This window comes from Pseudomonas sp. 29 (assembly GCF_002754355.1).
Lineage (GTDB): Bacteria > Pseudomonadota > Gammaproteobacteria > Pseudomonadales > Pseudomonadaceae > Aquipseudomonas > Aquipseudomonas neuropathica.
Window position 1 is genome coordinate 6,308,467 of sequence record NZ_PEEY01000001.1, and the last position, 16,522, is coordinate 6,324,988.

At 57.4% G+C, this 16,522-nt stretch carries 13 protein-coding genes; 7 read left to right on the plus strand and 6 right to left on the minus strand.

Annotated elements, in window-relative coordinates; translation table 11 throughout:
• Position 1: 1 nt before the first annotated feature.
• Positions 2 to 817: a helix-turn-helix domain-containing protein gene (locus CLU80_RS29310; RefSeq protein WP_099759231.1), complete on the minus strand. Its 816-nt coding sequence runs from the start codon at positions 815 to 817 to the stop codon at positions 2 to 4.
• A gap of 263 nt (positions 818 to 1,080) precedes the next feature.
• On the opposite strand from CLU80_RS29310, the gene CLU80_RS29315 reads away from it, so the two are divergent.
• On the plus strand, positions 1,081 to 1,353 hold the full coding sequence (locus tag CLU80_RS29315; RefSeq protein ID WP_038367758.1) for a DUF1652 domain-containing protein: 273 nt from the start codon (positions 1,081 to 1,083) through the stop codon (positions 1,351 to 1,353).
• A gap of 49 nt (positions 1,354 to 1,402) precedes the next feature.
• On the opposite strand, the gene CLU80_RS29320 is transcribed toward CLU80_RS29315, so the two are convergent.
• The gene (locus tag CLU80_RS29320) at positions 1,403 to 3,877 is read right to left on the minus strand and encodes a UvrD-helicase domain-containing protein (protein ID WP_099759232.1); all 2,475 of its coding nucleotides are present in this window, start codon (positions 3,875 to 3,877) and stop codon (positions 1,403 to 1,405) included.
• A 277-nt stretch (positions 3,878 to 4,154) separates the two neighbouring features.
• Between CLU80_RS29320 and CLU80_RS29325 the strand changes: the two genes are divergently transcribed.
• Positions 4,155 to 4,850 (plus strand): pirin family protein, encoded by a 696-nt coding sequence (locus tag CLU80_RS29325; protein WP_093431306.1) that lies wholly within the window; start codon positions 4,155 to 4,157, stop codon positions 4,848 to 4,850.
• 73 nt (positions 4,851 to 4,923) lie between these two features.
• Here the strand turns inward: CLU80_RS29325 and pgm are convergent, their stop codons facing one another.
• The 4 genes from pgm to CLU80_RS29345 all read right to left on the minus strand — a co-directional run bounded on the left by pgm (position 4,924) and on the right by CLU80_RS29345 (position 11,159).
• Positions 4,924 to 6,567 carry a phosphoglucomutase (alpha-D-glucose-1,6-bisphosphate-dependent) gene (gene pgm / locus CLU80_RS29330; protein WP_099759233.1) on the minus strand — a complete coding sequence of 548 codons (1,644 nt, stop codon included), beginning with the start codon at positions 6,565 to 6,567 and terminating at the stop codon, positions 4,924 to 4,926.
• A 105-nt stretch (positions 6,568 to 6,672) separates the two neighbouring features.
• On the minus strand, positions 6,673 to 8,073 hold the full coding sequence (locus CLU80_RS29335; RefSeq protein WP_099759234.1) for an aminotransferase-like domain-containing protein: 1,401 nt from the start codon (positions 8,071 to 8,073) through the stop codon (positions 6,673 to 6,675).
• Between the two features lie 49 nt (positions 8,074 to 8,122).
• Positions 8,123 to 9,589 (minus strand): hypothetical protein, encoded by a 1,467-nt coding sequence (locus CLU80_RS29340; protein ID WP_099759235.1) that lies wholly within the window; start codon positions 9,587 to 9,589, stop codon positions 8,123 to 8,125.
• 547 nt (positions 9,590 to 10,136) lie between these two features.
• Positions 10,137 to 11,159, minus strand: coding sequence for a zinc-dependent alcohol dehydrogenase family protein (locus tag CLU80_RS29345; protein ID WP_016983050.1), 1,023 nt, complete (start codon positions 11,157 to 11,159; stop codon positions 10,137 to 10,139).
• A gap of 270 nt (positions 11,160 to 11,429) precedes the next feature.
• Between CLU80_RS29345 and CLU80_RS29350 the strand changes: the two genes are divergently transcribed.
• From CLU80_RS29350 to CLU80_RS29370, 5 genes are all read left to right on the plus strand, one after another.
• Positions 11,430 to 12,344 (plus strand): LysR family transcriptional regulator, encoded by a 915-nt coding sequence (locus CLU80_RS29350; protein WP_093431295.1) that lies wholly within the window; start codon positions 11,430 to 11,432, stop codon positions 12,342 to 12,344.
• Positions 12,345 to 12,682: 338 nt separating this feature from the next.
• Entirely contained in the window at positions 12,683 to 13,180 is a 498-nt protein-coding gene (locus CLU80_RS29355; RefSeq protein ID WP_099759236.1) for a PAAR domain-containing protein, read from the plus strand.
• A gap of 4 nt (positions 13,181 to 13,184) precedes the next feature.
• On the plus strand, positions 13,185 to 13,919 hold the full coding sequence (locus CLU80_RS29360) for an alpha/beta hydrolase family protein (RefSeq protein WP_099759237.1): 735 nt from the start codon (positions 13,185 to 13,187) through the stop codon (positions 13,917 to 13,919).
• A complete protein-coding gene (locus CLU80_RS29365) occupies positions 13,916 to 14,431 on the plus strand; it encodes a hypothetical protein (RefSeq protein WP_093431292.1) in 516 nt (171 codons plus the stop codon). The genes CLU80_RS29360 and CLU80_RS29365 overlap by 4 nt, the downstream gene beginning before the upstream one ends.
• A gap of 242 nt (positions 14,432 to 14,673) precedes the next feature.
• A complete protein-coding gene (locus tag CLU80_RS29370; RefSeq protein WP_099759238.1) occupies positions 14,674 to 16,413 on the plus strand; it encodes a dipeptidase in 1,740 nt (579 codons plus the stop codon).
• The last annotated feature ends 109 nt before the right edge of the window (positions 16,414 to 16,522 follow it).

Consider the following 16,522-nt stretch of genomic DNA (forward strand, 5'->3'; position numbering starts at 1 on the left):
CTCAGTGGATGTCTTGCGCGCGTGCCCGCAAAGAAATTTGTTTGGCGTAAGCCTTCGGCGACTGGCCGGTGTGCTGACGGAAACAGCTGTAGAACGCCGATAACGAATTGAAACCCGCAGCGAAAGCCAGTTCATCGATGCGCACCGGCGGCGCGGCGCTATCGAGCGAGCGCAGCAGATGTTGCAGGCGCGCCTGATTGACGTAGCGATAGAAGCTTTGCCCAAGCACCTGGTTGAGCAGATAGGAAATCTGATTGCGGCTGTACCCGCACTCCTTCGCCACCCGCTGCAAATCGAGTTCGGGATCAAGATACGGCTGTTGCTTTTCGAAATACTGCTGCAGGTCTTCGGCCATAAAACTCAACTGACGCGGCGACAAGCCCAGGCGACTGACTGCCGGGCGCTGACTTGACGAGGCCTTGCCAGCAGTTTGCGTGCGCACAAGCGAAGCGTATTCGTTGACGCGCCAGATCAGCCCGTCCCTGACCGTGAGCGCCTCGCTGGAGCGAAACGACACCAGGCCGTCGCCGCCGCGCAAGGTCACTTCGTATTGAATGAAAGCGGTGTTGCCGTCGACGCGAATACGGTCGCAATGCTCAAGCAGTTCGTCGGATTCTCGCGGCATGCTGACGCGCACGTACTCGCGTAACTCGTTGAGGCCGAGCACGCGGTTCTGGAAGAAATCGTTGTACTGAATGTCCGGATGATACAGCGCCATGACGCTGTCGAGGTCGCGGTGTTTCCAGCTCAGGTGATAGCGCATGACCGTTGCAGCCGTGGCTTGGGTCTGTTCAGGGCCGTCGTCGTCGGCGTGCATAAAAGGCTCGGCGCAAAAAAACCGAGCTTGCCCAAGTTCGCCACAGGCTTCAATGACTAATCCATAGTGGCGTTTTGTCGATGATTGCGTAGGCCGTGACTTACATCAAAAAATGCGAAGCAATCGCAAAATGAACTGAAGAATCTCACAGGAATTTCACATGCGGATGCTACTTTTAATGTCAGTCACCGGTTGAGCCAATGAAGGCTCTTCCCACCTAACATGAGCAAACGGAAGCGCTCGATGAAGAAGGCGGGCAACATATGAATAAAGGGTCAAGCAAAGTCACGTTTCCCAACGCATGCCAGTTGATGCGCTGGCATTTCCATCCGATGGGTTTCGAGGCAACGATGGACGCACCGGGCAGTATGATCGCCCGACTGTTCGATCGTGCCAGCGGCGAAACCATGATCGCTATCGCCGGGATCCCGTGCGCGACGGTGATGAATGCAGCGGATGTCGAGCGAATCATCGAGGCTGTGGAGGACGAACTGGAAGCGTTCGTTCCTCCTGAGTCTCTCAGGAGTTACGCGTAAGCTTATGATTTAAAACGAAAAGCCCGCAGCGATGCGGGCTTTTTTGTGCTCACGCGGTTTGCTTCGCGGTGCGGTGATCAATGAAGAACGGCTTGCCCTTGGCCACCCGGTCAGACGCCCGGGGCATGTTCACCGCTTGCGCTTCCTGCGGTTCGACATACCAGTAGCAATGGCTGACCGCCCGCGTGATGCCGACATACGCCAAGCGCAGGATTTCGTCTTTTTGCGCCGTGTCGTAGGGCTCGCTGTCGCCCGACTTGCCTAGGCCCGCCATGCGATAGACCTGATTCTTGTAGGGCGAACTGGTCAGATGCTGGCAATCGCCGAGCAGAAACACCGCGTCAGCCTGCAAGCCTTTGGCGCTGTGGTAGGTCAGCTGCTTCAGGCGTCGCGCTTCGTACGGCAAGCTCGAATCAACATTAACTACAGACTGAATATGCTCTTCTATCAATAACTTATCGCTGCTTTTTCGATAAAGCATCAAGATTGAGTGACCTTGACGATAATGTTCGGCAAGGCGCTGGCCCAAGCCCTGATCGTCGCGCTCCAGCACATTGACCGGTTGCAACGGCTTGGGTGCGCCGCTGGCCTTGGCTTTTTTGCCCGGGATCGCCGGTGCCGCGCGAACGATATGTTCAGCGGCATCAATGATGTGCTGGTGACTGCGGTAGTTATCACTGAGCATTACCCGCGTAGTGCTCGGCGACGGGAACTCCTTGTCGAACGCCATGAAATAACTCGGCGAACTGCCGCGCCAACCGTAAATCGACTGCCAGTCATCACCGACGCACAGCAACGACGAACGCTGCGCGCCCCGCCCGACGTGCATGGCCGGGCCACGACTGCGGATTTCCGTCAGACTTGCGCGAATCCACGAGACGATCTGTGGTGAAACGTCCTGAAATTCGTCGATCATCAAGTGCGACAACGGCCTGAGTAACTCGTCGCTCAACAGCTTGAGGTTCTCCGGTGAATGTTCGCTGAACAGCGCGAACATGCGGTTGTAGGTCATGATCGGCGGTTTCTGATCGAGCAAATGATCTTCAAAGGCGCGCCAGAACAGACTCAAGGCTTCAAAGAAGAAACGATCCGGGTCGTCCTTGGCGAAACTCATGCGACCGACCGCGTCAGGCACATCCAGGCCGAGGTTCTCGATGAAGCCTGCCGCCGCCACAAAACAGTCGAGCAATGGCGCGGAAGCCAGCTCACCCTTGACCTTGTAATCGAAGCCCGGCCCGGCACTGGCATCGCCTGCCAAAGTAGCCAGAACACGTTTTGATGACTCATAACTATCAAGCCAAATCAAAGGCTTACGACAGAAAGCTTGAAACAGGGTGCGCTTGACTGCCCACTCTGCGCGCACGCTGAGCTTGGCGTTTGGCCGACTGACCTGCGGGTTTTCCCGCGGATCGAAACCGAGCACCACCCACGCATCCAGGCTCGGAATGTAACCATGACAATGAAATTTCGCGCCGTTGATATCGAAACTCTGCCGATTCGGCTCAATGCCCTTGATCGGCCAAGCACCCGCGCGGAACCACAGATCTTCGATGGCGTCGCACAGCTCTTCGTCGCGCCGGGATGCCAGCTCCGTTACCGCGACGCGCTTCTGCACATCCGGGTGATCACGCTCCAGCTCCTTGAGCTGCAAACCCGCGCGCGACAGTGGCTGAATCAGATGTCGAAAACGCTCGTCCTCGTTGAACAAGCGGTGATAGCAGGCGTTGAGTTGCTGACGTTGCGCATCGTTGATGCGCAGGTCGAACGGATTACTGTCGACCTCCTCCTCAGCACCCTGAACTCGATGACTGAGGTTTTCAAAGGCCTGCAAGCGCTCGAAACCCGGCAAGCTGCGCACCATCGGCAGAATGCGCGAGTGGAAGGTACGCACCAGTTCGCGTGCCTGGCGCAGGTTCAGCGCGTGCCCCCAGAGCGCGAACAGCTCGATCAGTTTGTTGATGAAATCCTTGCGCGACTCGCGGGTGAAGGTCACTACGGTCATCGAATCCAGCTCAAAACCCAGATAGTGGTTGAGCAACAGAATACGCAGAACCAACGTGGTGGACTTACCCGCGCCCGCGCCGGCAACCACTGAGGTTGACGGGGTTTCGCTGAAAATCATCTTCCATTGCGCGGTACTTGGCTGAGCATGCTCAGGCAACAAACGGGCAACATCGGCCTTCATGCGTTTTTTCAGCTCGGCCGTCAACGGCAGGCGCCAATCATCGAACAGATGATTGTCGACGCTGGGCGGGCGATGCTCGGTGTTGCGACTGTCACGGATCAGCAGCACCTGCCGGCCCTCTTCCAGCCCCTCAAGCTTGCCTTCCTTAAAGCCATATTCGACGCCAGCGGTATGGCCACTGCGGAAACCATCGGCCTGACCGTGCAACCACGACGCACGGTGCTGCGCGCGCAGTCGGGTCAAACCGTGGCCGAAGAAGCGTGCAGCCAGGCGTTTGAACCATGGCATCTCGGCCAAGGGGCGAAGTTCGGGAGGAAGATCGGGGGTGTGTTGCGCCACGCTGACGGGCTCCAGTGTGTGAGGCTGTTGCGGCTATGGTGTCTGTATTTGCCGCTCAGTTCTAGCGAAATGCTTTCAGGTCATTGGTTTAGGCGATGAACTGAAGGTGGGATGAGATGCTTCACAACTATTTTCTTATCGAGTATTTCGATTATAACGCCGCACTTTTTACGCTTTTTATCGATTATTGACTGATAGATGATGGCCGTCATAAACCACCGGTCCCGCGTCGGGTGCGCCCTTCACACCTCGCGTCGAACCTTTTGAGGAGACGATCATGCTTGAACTCAGACCCTTCAGCTCGCTGGGCGGCGCCCATCACGGCTGGCTGGATGCCCATCACCACTTTTCGTTCGCCGAGTACTACGACCCGCAGCGCATGAGCTGGGGCAACCTGCGGGTGTGGAACGATGACGTGATCGCAGCCGGCACTGGCTTTCCCCAGCATCCGCATCGCGACATGGAAATCATCACGTATGTTCGTGAAGGTGCTATCACTCACCAGGACAACCTGGGCAACAAGGGCCGCACCGAAGCTGGCGACGTGCAGGTAATGAGCGCGGGTACCGGCATCGCTCACAGCGAATACAACCTGGAAGCCAAGGACACCAAGATCTTCCAGATCTGGATCCTGCCAACGGAAACCGGCGCACCGCCCTCCTGGGGGGCCAAACCGTTCCCGAAAGGCCAGCGTGAAGGCTTTGTCACCTTGGCCAGCGGCAAGGACGGCGATGACCAGAGCCTGCGGATTCGCGCTGATGCGCGATTGGTCGCAGCCAACCTCAAGGCGGGCGAAACTGCCGAATATCATCTGGATGAAGGCCGTCGCGCCTATCTGGTGCCGGCCACTGGCCTGATTGAAGTCAACGGCCTGCGCGCACAAGCTCGAGACGGCGTGGCGGTAGCGCAGGAGCGAGTACTGAGCGTTACGGCCCTTGAGGACAGCGAAATCGTCCTGGTGGATCTGGCCTGATGGCTTGAATGGCAGACAAAAAAAGGGGGCAACCATCACGGTTGCCCCTTTTTTCATGCGCTCGCCAACATCATCAGCCGGCGATTGCGCCATCCACCAGCGCCTGCGCTTCGACGACCAGTTGCTTGAGGTGGTCGTCACCGATGAAGCTTTCGGCGTAGATCTTGTAGATGTCTTCAGTACCCGACGGACGCGCGGCGAACCAGCCGTTTACCGTCATCACTTTCAGACCGCCAATCGCCTGATCGTTGCCCGGTGCATGGCTGAGAATGCTCTGGATCTTCTCGCCAGCCAGTTCGGTCGAGGTGACCTGTGCAGGCGACAACTTGCTCAGCAACGCTTTCTGCTCCGGATTGGCCTTGGCGTCGACACGTACCGAGAACGGCTCGCCCAGCTCATCGGTCAAAGCCTTGTAGGCCTGGCTCGGATCGCGACCGGTGCGTGCGGTCATTTCAGCGGCGAGCAACGCAGGGATCAGACCGTCCTTGTCGGTGCTCCACACGCCACCGTCCTTGCGCAGGAACGATGCGCCCGCGCTCTCTTCGCCACCGAAGCCGAGCGAGCCATCGAACAGGCCGTCGGCGAACCATTTGAAACCGACCGGAACTTCGTACAGACGACGCCCCAAGCGCTTGGCCACGCGATCGATCAGACCGCTGCTGACCACGGTTTTACCCACGCCGGCATCCGCACGCCACTGCGGGCGGTTCTGGAACAGGTAATCGATCGATACGGCCAGATAGTTGTTCGGCGCAAGCAGTCCACCGGACGGCGTGACGATACCGTGGCGGTCGTGATCCGGGTCGCAAGCGAAGGCCACGTCGAAACGTTCTTTGAGACCGATCAGGCCTTGCATCGCGTGGCTGGACGACGGGTCCATGCGAATCTGACCATCCCAGTCGACGGTCATGAAACGGAACGTCGCGTCGACTTCCTTGTTCACCACTTGCAGATCGAGGCGGTAATGCTCGGCAATCGCCGACCAGTAGCGCACCCCTGCTCCACCCAGCGGATCAACGCCCAGGCGCAGCTTGGCGTCACGGATGGCGTCGAAGTCGATCACGTTGATCAGGTCGGCGACGTAGGTGTTCAGGTAATCGTGGCGATGCGTGGTGCTGGCCTTGAGCGCTTGTTCGTAGCTGATGCGCTTCACACCAGCCAGCTTGTTGGCCAGCAATTCATTGGCTTTGGCTTCGATCCACTTGGTGATGTGAGTATCGGCCGGCCCGCCGTTGGTTGGGTTGTACTTGTAGCCACCGCTTTGTGGCGGGTTGTGCGACGGCGTGATGACGATGCCGTCAGCCAGGCCCGAAGTACGGCCACGGTTGTAGCACAGAATGGCGTGGGAAATGGCGGGTGTCGGCGTGTACTCATCACCTTCGGCAATCATCACGGTCACACCGTTGGCGGCCAGGACTTCCAGCGCGCTGGCGCCGGCCGGAGTCGACAGTGCGTGGGTGTCGATGCCGACAAACAGCGGCCCGGTGATCCCTTGGGCTTCGCGGTACAGACAGATCGCCTGGCTGATGGCCAGAACGTGCCACTCGTTGAAACTCAAGTCGAACGAGCTGCCCCGGTGCCCGGACGTACCGAACGCCACACGCTGAGTGGAAATCGAGGCGTCGGGCTGCCCAGCGTAGTAAGCCGTTACCAGTCGCGGGATATCGACCAACAATTCTGCCGGTGCCGGTTTGCCCGCAAAAGGACTGAGTGTCATGCAAAACCTCTGAAATAGAGTGGTTCAGGAATAGAGCGCAGTTTACTGGCAGTTTGACCGCAGTGCGATGGGATCTATCCGGGACTCTCCCGATGTTTTTTAACGTTAGTCAGCAGGTGCAAGGCGCAAGGCGTCACCGATTAGCCCGACCACACTGGCCAGGTCATGGTCACCATGGCTCAGCGGGCTCAACCGCAGATGGTGCGCATGCAGGCTTTGCAGGCTGAATAGCTCGCCAGGTGCAATAACGATCTGCTGCCTGAGCAATCGCTGGAAGACCTGCGCCATGTTCACTGGTCGCAGAGAATGTACCCACACGGTCGCGCCACCCTCGGGCTCGACAACCTGCATCGCATCGCCAAGACGTTCGCGCAACAATTCGATCAATTGCGTACGACGCTCCTTGAGCATTCGCCGCAATACCAATAAATGCTGATCCAGTCGGCCTCCCCCCAACAACCTGGCAATGGCTTTCTGGCGAATCGGCGACAACCGAAACGCGCGCAACAGGAAATGCCGCTGCAACTCACTGCGCCAATGACGCGACAGCACATAACCGAAAGGCGCCTCGGCCCCGACGAACTTTTCGAACGTGGAAAACACCACTAAACGATCGGGGTCCAGCCAGTCGCGCATCCGTTGCGCGTCATTGCCTTCATGGAGTTCGCTGTAACAATCGTTTTCCAGCACCCAGGTACCATGACGGCCAAGCAAATGCGCGACTGCCTGCTGATTGCTCAGCGGTAGAAGACTGCCCCGGGGCATGCTCAACACTGACGACAAAAGCATCAAACGCACCGTCTCGCTCTTGAGCACCGACTCCAGCCGCTGAAGATCAATCATGCCCCCGGGAAGCAGCGGCAACTCGATGACCCGTACTTCGGCGGCCTCCAGCAGACGCAGGATCACCCAGTCACAGGGCGATTCGACGACCACGGTGGCCCGACGCAACTCAAGCACGGAAATCAGAATTTCCAATACACCGCGCAGGTCGGCGCCGATATAGACGTCATCCGCACGCCAGTAATTGGCCGTGGATGAGGTGTAGCGGGCGGCCAGCACCGTGCGCAACTCCAGCTCTCCACAAGGTTGCACCAACGCATGTGGCTGACGCGGGTACTGACGCAGCAATTCCCGCTCCAACATCAATAACGGGCTATCCAGCGGCTGTAGCGAGGCCGGCTCATCGGCGCTCAGCACGCACATGCCCGGGCGCCTGGCATTGACGTAAACGGTTTCCAGCAAATCACTGCCGCTATCCGGCGAATCCATCATGTGCAGCGCTTGCGCGTAGTACCCGGACTTGGCAATTGAATAGACTCGACCTTCCTTTTCCAGCAGCGAGTAGGCGTACTGGACGGTCGAGATCGACACATTGAGCCGGTCAGACAATTGCCGGAGTGAGGGCAGGCGCACCGCCCCACCGTTCCCCGCCTCATCTATCAGCAGCGTCAGGTATCGATAAACCGCCTGATAAACGAAGTCATTCTCCCTCGACCCCTTCACAACCCCGTATCCGTGGGCATGGGTTCATCTCCAGGCAAGCGGCTCACGATCAACCTTCCGCCGATCGATCAGCGGTCGGCTCGGCCGCCGCGTCAACCGCACCGAGGCTCTGCGCGGCCGAATCTCCCGGCGCAGACATACGAACCGGCCCCATTGCATACAAACGCACAATCAACCTGACCGGCAGCCCACTGACATCCGTCATCCATTTCATCACCTGTTCCGGCGCATGCAGGCCCTGCATCGCCCGGTGCAGATCCGGCAATGCCACCAACATGCCGGGGTGACAATTACGCAAAAATCGCTCAAGTCCGGCCCCCGCATTAATGAACGGTGAAAACAACAGGCACGTCAGCTGGATTTCATTCAGTTCAAAACTGGCCAGCAGAGAGCTTTCCGCCTGGGCGCGCAGATTCCCGGGCTCCTGCAAATTGTCGAAGCTGGCCAGCAACTGTTCGCATACCGGTTCAGGGACCTGTTTTTGCCGCATCGTTATCAGGCTGCGTTTGAGGTAATCACCGACGCCGTCCTCATAGTTCCGCTCCTCGATGAGTTGCGCCTGCAAACCTCGTAAATGTGCAGCCACCTTAGGCTCTACGTGTTCGTCATCACCTTGATAAAGCGTCAGATCGTCAACCTGAAACCCCAGAAAATCACTCAACAAAGGCCAGCGCTCTTCGAGTTTGCCGACAATCATGTCGTTGATACTGATAAAGCTGGTACGCCGACAGGCCTCGAATTGACCCTCCGGACGCCACGCCACCCGCTCCTCTTCGGGATAAAACTCACGGTAATAATCACCGCCCAGCCCGTCGAGCAGCGTAAACAGCATTTCAAAACTGCAAGAACTCACCGGTGGCGCGGCAATCTCAGCCTTCTGCGCGGCACGCCCCAGCCCTTCGAGGAAGTGGCTCTGCCGACGCGGGGACTCACTGCCGACCATGGCATCGACGCCATTGTTCCAGCGGGCCACCTGACCATAGAACTCGGCAGTTGCCAGATAAGCGTCATCCCATAGCTCAAGCGGTTCGTTCCAGGTTCGACGATGCCCGATCAGCAGCAGGTTGATACGGTTGGCCTCGCGCCCGGCTTCGCTTATGGGTAGCTGGTGATCAAACGGCAATACCTCGCGGTGGTCGACCATCACCAGTTCTACCCGGGGATCGTCATACAGGAACAGTGCGCTGTAGCTGCGATGCATGTTTTGCAGGGACACCTGGCTGCTGCCGTTCCAGCGCAGGTTGGCCACCCGCAACTGAAAGGTCGCGGGTGAACGGCCAGCGATGGTCAACTGCGCCGCCCGCAGTAACGCCAGCGTGTAACAACTGTCGCGCGACCCTGACTGGTTCACCAGCACCTTGAAATGACCGATGTTCTCCATGCCGCCGGCGGCCACTGCCAGTCGCTGGATCAGCAGTTGCAGCGCCGTGCGTTCTGCGCGCGAGAAGAAACTCAGCAAACGTTGCAATACTTGCTGGTAGACATAGTTCATTGCCTGATCATGGATCGTGCTCATCGGTATTTACCCGGTATAAAAAGTTTCATGCCGCGCAGACTGACACATCAGCCCAGCGACAATTGATCAATAAGTAATAGACGCTCAGATGCTAACACTTACAAGTTTGAAGTTATTTGAAACACTTGAACTGACAAAGCGCCTTCCGCCGCTCAAAAACGGCCTCAAACCTCTGTAATTACTGGGATATTTTTTTCGGAGCGCAGTCCTAGGAAATTTCCCACAGGGTCCCACGCCAAGTGAGCACAAGAAAAAGAGAAGCAGTTTCCGAATAGCCCTACAACAATTAAACAAAAGTTGCCGCGATCAACGGTTTTCGACGCGTTATATCGAACAGGACAAATTGAATGCACAGACATGGCTCATTCCTTGAGATGAAAGTAATCATTCAATTATCAGGGCTTATATTGTGATTAGAAGATACAGATAGAGAGCAAAAACCAGTTCAGTTGCTGAACGGACCCGGGCATAGCGCCAGGGAGCTCGGTTTTCAGGGGAGGATAAACGCACAAGAGTCCGTGGGGCCACGGACTCTGATTAAAGGGGCTTACGCCGGTTCGACCTGCAGAGCGACCCGTTCGCGGCATGGGCATTCGTCCATGTAACGATGCGCTTCGACGAACTCGTTGAACGGAAATACACGCGTCTTGAGCGGCAGCAGCACGCGGTCAGCGGTCAGCTGGTTGATGTCACGCAAGGCACGTTGCAAGGCGACGTGATCCTGAGTGATGCCCAATTCCGGCTTGCCGGTGAAGTTGCCGATGCAGTGCACAAAGAACTGGATGTTCTTCTGGAACGCTGCGCAGGCCGGGAATGGCGTCTGGTTGCCGCCTTGCAAACCGTACAACACCAGGCTGCCACGTGGCGCCAGCACATCGCCCAACAGCGACATCTGCGGGCCGCCGAGACCGTCGAACACCACGTCGACACCACGGTTGTCGGTGATCTTGTTGATTCGCATCAACAGATCTTCCTCTTCGGTGACGATGACCTTCTCAGCGCCCAGCGACAGCAAATACTCGCGCTCCTCGGCCTCCTTGGTCGCGGCAATCACCCGTACGCCCATCGCCTTGCCCAACTGGACAAACGAAGGACCGGCGCAATGGCTGGCGTCAGTGACCAGCGCGAACTGCCCCGGCTTGACCCGCGCCAGATCGGCGTAGGCAAAGTAGGCGATCAGCAGCGGCGTGTAGTGCACGCTGGCCTCGATCGGGCTGAGTACATCCGGATAACGGGTCAGCGCAGTACGCGGCAGCACGATCGATTCGCCGTAGACCGGGTAGTCGTTCGCACTCTCAGCCGGAAAGCTGGCGACCTTGTCACCCACTGCCAGATCATCGACACCGTCGCCGACAGCGGTGATCACACCGGCCATCTCGTGACCAAGACCCGCAGGCAGTCGCGCCTGAGATGAGGCCAGATTCTGACGCCAAAGGGTGTCATACCAGCTGATGCCGATCGCCTCGACACGCACCTGCACTTCGCCAGGACCTGGCTGAGCGGCCGCATGCTCTTCGCATTTGAGCACCTCGGCCGGACCAAACTTGTGAAAACGGATCGTGCGGGACATCGCAAACCTCGTCAAAGTAACCTCTAATGCCCTGAACTCTATCTGGGCTTTTGACCCAAGACTATCAGTGGCTATTAATAGTCGACATGCCTGTCATTGATTCCGCACCAGGGGCGGCATTGGCAAAATCCATGAAAAAACTGCTGCCAACGTCTCACTCAAGCTGAATTTTCCGGTGCAGAGTACCAGCCTTTCCCCGTAAGATTCATGCCGGCCATTGTTCTCATATGGCTGCTCTCGTCAAGCTTGATGACTCTGCCAGGACTCCAGATGAATCGTAATGACCTGCGTCGTGTCGACCTGAACCTGTTGATCGTATTCGAAACATTGATGCACGAACGCAGTGTGACCCGGGCGGCAGAAAAGCTCTTTCTCGGTCAGCCGGCAATCAGTGCGGCCCTTTCGCGCCTGCGCAGCCTGTTCGATGACCCGCTATTTGTGCGCACCGGGCGCAGCATGGAACCGTCCGCCCGAGCGGTGGAAATCTTCGCCCTGCTCTCGCCGGCCCTCGATTCGATTTCGACCGCCGTCAGCCGTGCGGCCGAATTCGACCCGGCGACCAGCACCTCGGTATTTCGCATTGGCCTGTCCGACGACGTCGAATTCGCCCTGCTGCCAATGCTGCTCAAACGCCTGCGCGCGGAAGCACCGGGAATCGTGCTGGTGATCCGTCGCGTCAATTACATATTGATGCCGGGCCTGCTGGCCTCCGGCGAGATATCCATTGGCGTCAGCTACACCACAGACCTGCCGGCCAACGCCAAGCGCAAGGTCCTGCGCCGCAGCGCGCCAAAATTGCTGCGCGCCGATACCGTGCCGGGGCCGTTGAGCCTGGACGACTATTGCGCGCGTCCGCATGCGCTGGTGTCATTTGCTGGCGATCTCAGTGGCTTTATTGATGAAGAGCTGGAGAAACTGGGGCGCAAGCGGCATGTGGTGCTAGCGGTGCCGCAGTTCAATGGTTTGAGTACGTTGCTCGCGGGCACCGACATCGTGGCGACCGTACCGGATTACACGGCGGACGCGTTGACGGCGGCTGGTGGGGTTCGGGCGGAAGATCCGCCGTTGCCGACGCGCACGTTTGAACTGCATATGGCGTGGCGTGGATCGCAGGATAATGATCCGGGTGAGCGGTGGTTGCGGTCGCGGATTCAGATGTTTTTTGGCGATCCAGATAGCCTGTGAATCCGCGCTGGCAGTTCTGAATATTATTGAACGCAAGCGTAGCTTGCGGCATTCTTCGCAACGAAATTTCCAGGGACGGTAAAATTTGATGCGTACTTCACGTATGCAAGCGCTTGTGCCCCTCGCCTCTTCAAACACCACCGGTGTGATTGAAGGCGAACACTCGCATCCGTCCGGATGCACATGGGGTCAATGTCTCGCAGAGCTGACACCACATCCTCACCATTCCCGATTACTACGACCACCAAGGCTGTCGATCCAGCGAACAGCCCTGGCTGTTCTACGATACGGCTATTCATCACGGCTGCCCGATCTGACCTCTTGAAACGGAACTTCGCATGAGAGGAAAACCTGCTGCACGCCTCACGGACCCCACTAGCTGCCCTCTTCCGGGACATGGCACGAATCCCATTGCCAGTGGCTCGCCCAATGTGAACTTTGACGGGCTTGCTGCCGCCCGGATGACCGACAAATCCGCTTGTGGCAGTCCGATCACGGGAGGCGTCAGCTCGACCGTTTTCATCAATGGTTTGAATGCTGCGACGATCGACAGCACGGGCGGACACGGCAACATCGTTGTGGGCGGTTCCGGAACAGTCATCATCGGCGACACCTTCGTCTCGGCACCTTTCAGCGGTCTGCTGCCGATGCCGGTGCACTTCAGCGACAAGATCAAATTGATCGACGAAAGCACCGGTGAGCCCATGCCTAATCATGCCTACGCGATTCAGCGCGCGGACGGCAGTTTCGAGTACGGCACCAGTGATTCGCTGGGGTTCACTCACGTCGTGAGTTCACACGTGGCAGAAACCTTCAAACTATTTCTGGAAGATTGAAAACATGCCGGCAGAGCAAATCCAGCTTCCCAATGGAAATACCGCGAGTCTGGCCGTCACGCCGACGTTAACACTCGTGAAGGATCAGTCGGTAAAGACGGCTCCCGTTCCCGTAAAGAAGGCGATCGTTTTTTTCATTGGTGGGGCTGCCGACCAAGAGAAATACTATTTTCAAGGCGCGTTCCACAATATCGACGACGCAAAAAAACAGCTCGACGGCAAAATTGCGGGCAGCGCCAAGCTGCCGGCGAAATACACGGGGTTCCCTAAAAGTTATAAGGATGCAAGGGGTTCCGGCGATATCCAGACTCACTTCATCGACAACATTCCCAGCAAATCCTGTCCGGTTTACATCGTCGGCCACAGCCTCGGCGGATGGACCGGCGCACATCTGTCACAGATCCTTTCCGAAGCCGGTTACACCATCAAATATCTGGTGACACTCGATCCAGTGGGTGAAGGATTCCTGGTATGGCTGGGTTCCGACATCTATTTTTCGGAGCCAACGCCTGTCGCTGAAACATGGATCAACATCCGGGCCAACGCCAGTACACCTGACCAATCTGACGGTGTCGCAGAATTCGGGGAGCGTTGGATGATCGAGTCTGGTCCGACCATCAACAAGACCATTGATAGGCACCATGCATCTGCTGACTGGATGTTTATAGAACCTGTGCAAGGGACGAAGTCCGCCTGCGATCTGATTTTTGACTCAATCAACGGTATTTTCGGCCAATGAACAGCTTCCGCGCGGTCATTTACCTGGGCGTTCTACTCTGCACCGGCTGCGTAAAAACGGCCAGCATTCCGCCCGCCGACCTCACGCTATCGTCGTTTGAACTCGGCCCCGCCAATCTGTTCACGGCCCACTTCAACTCCACTGTGGATTTGCAGAACGCTTTCAATGATTACGAAAACTCCAACCAGCTCAACCCTACCCTGATCTGCTCTCTCAATCGCGACATGGAGTTCTCATCCGAGCATTCAATCGCGGTAAAAGCCGAAGGGCGAGTGAACGCAAGCGGTCAAGCCAGGCCCAATTACAAGTTTTCCTCCGACCTGATCTTCTACTACACCAATCCGGATGGTACGCAACGCGACTTGAATGACTACGACGCCATCAAACCGTTGCTGACGTCGCAAACTTCGATCCCGTGCAAAGTTCGCATAACCGCCTATGGGTATGAGGCCTATTACACGAACACGTTATTCATCCCCTCCAGGATCATGATTGAACAGATCTTCAGATAGCCGCGCTTTGCTGAACCTGGCGCAAGGATTTGGAGAAGCGCTGGTCGTCAGGTGAGCCCCCATAAAAAAGCCCGGAAACCTTCCCCGGGCTTTTTCATTTGTGCGCCTCTTTTGCATTTTTGTGCGACACATCCCCTTTCAGGACTCCCGCAAGGCTCTGACACGGTGTTAGGTTGTAAGCGTATGTGTCTCAACCTTGAGACACGCCTAACTCACTGCCCTGCAAAGGAATGCCCTTCGTAATGAATGTCCCTTTCAAAAAACTGGCTGCCACCACGTTGATGCTGGCCGGTCTTGCCGTGTTCACGGCGCCCGCGCAAGCCAATATCACCCCGCAGCAGAGCGCTGAAATTCTCAAGACTTACAGTGCAGACAAAGCCACAGACTTCCGTCAGTTCCTCGGCAGCCTGAGCAAGAGCGATCTGGCGAAAACCGCAAACATTGGTCCGGCGATTGGCGCCTATCTCGATAACAAGACTTTAAACGCCGATCAGCAGAACGAAATCTATCGTCTGCTGGGTCTCTACACGCGAGCGAAATACAGCGCTGCCGCCACTGAAACCCTGCGCGAACTGGTGGAAATCCCGACCTTTCGCAAGGACGGCGTTGAGCAGCACGACAACCCGGAATTCATCAAGATCGCCGCGAAGATCAAAAGTCTCGCCGAGTCGTTCAATCTGAAATTCCGCAACATCGACAACCGCGTCTACGAGATTTCCCTCGATGGCAGCGGTGATGAAGTGGTTGGTATTCACGCGCACGCCGACGTGGTGCCGGTGACGCCGGAAAACTGGGTGCTCAAGGATGGCACTCGCCTCGACCCGTTCAAGATCACCCTGATCGGCGATCGCATGTACGGTCGCGGCACCGAGGATGACAAGAACGGTATCGTCGTCACGCTGTATGCCATGAAAGTCATCAAGGAAGAAAAACTGCCGCTGGTGCGCAACTTCAAGTTGCTGGTCGACACCACCGAAGAAACCACGGGCGACGCGATCCCTTACTACTTCGAACGCAACCCGACGCCAAACTACAACCTGGCGCTGGACGGCGGCTACCCGGTGGTGATTGCCGAGAAAGGCTACGGCACCGTCATGGCCAACTTTGCCAAGCGCAAAGGTGAAGGCAAAGGCGCGGAAATCATCTCGATGACCGGTGGCCTGGCAACCAACCAGATTCCGTCGGCGTCGGTCGCCACCCTGGTAACCGACAAGCCTGCGGAACTGGCCACCAGTCTGCAAAAGGCCGGTGACGAGTTTGCCAAGCGCAATGGCGGCGATTTCCAGGTGAGCGCCAAGGTCGACGGCAAAGACGTCAAACTCACCGTGACTGGCGTATCTGCGCACTCCTCCGAGCCCGAATCCGGGGTCAACCCGGTCGCGCGGATGCTGGTCTTTATCAATAGCCTTGATGGCAAAGTCGCGTTCAAGCACAACCACATCACCGATGCCGCGCGTTACGCTGCCGACAATTGGGGTCTGGATTACCTGGGCAACACGTTGAATGTCGGTTTCTCCGATGCCTTCATGGGACCGCTGACGACCTCGCTGACCTACGTCGGCATGGACGAAAAAGCTTTCAAACTCGCGGTCAACCTGCGCGTTCCGAAAGGTAAGTCGCCGGAGAAGCTCAAAGCTGAAATCGCTGAGAAACTGGCGGCATGGAGCAAGAAGAGCCATGTAGCCGTTGCCTTCGATTACTCGATCGCCGAGCCGATGTACCGCAACCCTGAAGGTGAGTGGGTCAAGGCGCTGCTGGCGGTATCGACTGAAAACCTCGGTATGAAGCACGAGTTCGGCACTTCCGCTGGCGCCACCTCGGTGCATGAATTGCCGAACGGTGTGCAGTTTGGTCTGGCCATGCCGAACGTGAAATACACCGGTCACACCGATGGCGAGTTCAAGACTGTGGAGCAATTCCAGCTGGATCTGCAGATCGTGACGGAAATGATCGGACGCATCGGCCAGTTGCCGAAACTCTGACCGCATTGTCGAACCCGCCGCCATGGCGGGTTCGGCATTTTTAATCCCCGCGTAATCCCCGCCGCGCAGCCTCGCTCCTGACTTTTGCAGGTCAGGCAACAGAGAATTG